Raw genomic sequence first — 1,468 nt, forward strand, 5'->3', positions numbered from 1 at the left:
CAGCCGCAGCCCGGCTTCAACACGCTGTCGCCGGTTTCCAGCGCCGGGCGCGACACCCAGAGCGGATCGACCGCCCGGTCGAGCCGCGGCCCGATCTCGGCCAGCGACAAAGGCGCCAGCGGCGCAGCGACGAAGAAGCCAGCGCCAGGCCTCGAGCGAATGACGCCTTCGGCCACCAGCCGTTCATAGGCTTCGACGACGGTGGATTTTGAAACGCGCATGGTGTTGGCGAAGGCACGGATCGATGGAAGCTTTGCCCCGGGCGTCAGGACGCGCCCCGCGATCCGCTGCCGGATGGTCGCCATCACACCTTCGAGCAGCGTTTCGCCGCCGATCTCCAACTCCTGGACCGTCATCCGTACTGCTCATCCACCCAATACAGTTTTGCAAAACTGTACCGTATTGTCTCTGGCGAGGCCAGCCTCTCCGACCGATACAGGCGAAAAAGGAGAATGCTATGGACAAGACGGCAGACGGTTGGATGAGCGGTTTTCTCGGGGTATTGATCTTCAGCGGATCGCTCCCAGCAACACGCGTCGCGGTCATGGATTTCGATCCGGTGTTCCTGACCGTGGCGCGCGCGGCGATCGCTGGCCTGCTCGGGCTCCTGCTGCTTCTCGTTTTCCGCCAGCCGCGCCCGGCGAAGGCCGACCTCGTTTCACTGGCGATCGTCGCATTCGGCGTCGTGCTTGGCTTTCCGTTGCTGACCGCTCTGGCCCTGCAGCATGTCACCTCGGCGCACCTGATCGTCTTCGTCGGACTTTTACCGTTGGCAACCGCGATCTTCGGCGTGTTGCGGGCAGGAGAGCGGCCGCGTCCGGCCTTCTGGCTCTTTTCGTCCCTCGGAAGTGCTGCCGTCGTCGGCTTTGCGCTCGTACAGGGTTTTGCCGCCTCCCCTGTCGGCGACCTCCTGATGCTCGGCGCTATCATCGTCTGCGGCCTCGGCTATGCCGAAGGGGCCAGCCTTTCGCGCAAACTCGGCGGCTGGCAGGTGATCTGCTGGGCGCTCGTCCTGTCGCTGCCGATCATGCTCGCGCTCACGCTTGTCACGCTGCCAGTCTCCTTCGCGACCGTCACGAACGGCGCCTGGACAGGTCTTGCCTATGTCTCGATCTTCAGCATGCTCGTCGGCTTCGTTTTCTGGTATCGCGGCCTCGCGCTCGGCGGCGTCGCCGGCGTCGGACAGTTGCAACTGCTGCAGCCCTTCTTCGGCCTGGCGCTCGCCGCGACGCTTCTCGGCGAGCCCGTCAGCTGGAGCATGCTGGCTGCGACCGGCGCAATCGTGCTCTGCGTCGCCGGCGCTAAGAAATTCTCAAAGTAGGGGCGTCACGCCGCAAAGCGGGAGCAGGCAGAAATCGGCCCAGCTCCGTTCAAAGGCGGTCGAGTTTCAGCCGCTCTGCGAGCAGATCGAGGAAGTAGCGGATTTTTGCCGAAGGGCTCCGCCCCTCCAGCCAGAGTGCATGGATTG

Annotated in this window: 2 protein-coding genes; one reads left to right on the forward strand and one right to left on the reverse strand. The window is 64.3% G+C overall.

The window, feature by feature from the left end:
- The coding region (locus I8N66_RS37335; RefSeq protein WP_291165592.1) for a winged helix-turn-helix domain-containing protein at window positions 1–356 on the reverse strand (356 nt) is incomplete at its 3' end.
- 101 nt (window positions 357–457) lie between these two features.
- Here I8N66_RS37335 and I8N66_RS37340 point away from each other — a divergent pair.
- Window positions 458–1,321: a DMT family transporter gene (locus tag I8N66_RS37340; protein WP_291165594.1), complete on the forward strand. Its 864-nt coding sequence runs from the start codon at window positions 458–460 to the stop codon at window positions 1,319–1,321.
- Window positions 1,322–1,468 lie beyond the last annotated feature (147 nt).

Origin of the sequence: Ensifer sp. SSB1 (assembly GCF_016652895.1) — a bacterium.
In the GTDB taxonomy this organism is placed as follows: Bacteria; Pseudomonadota; Alphaproteobacteria; order Rhizobiales; family Rhizobiaceae; genus Ensifer.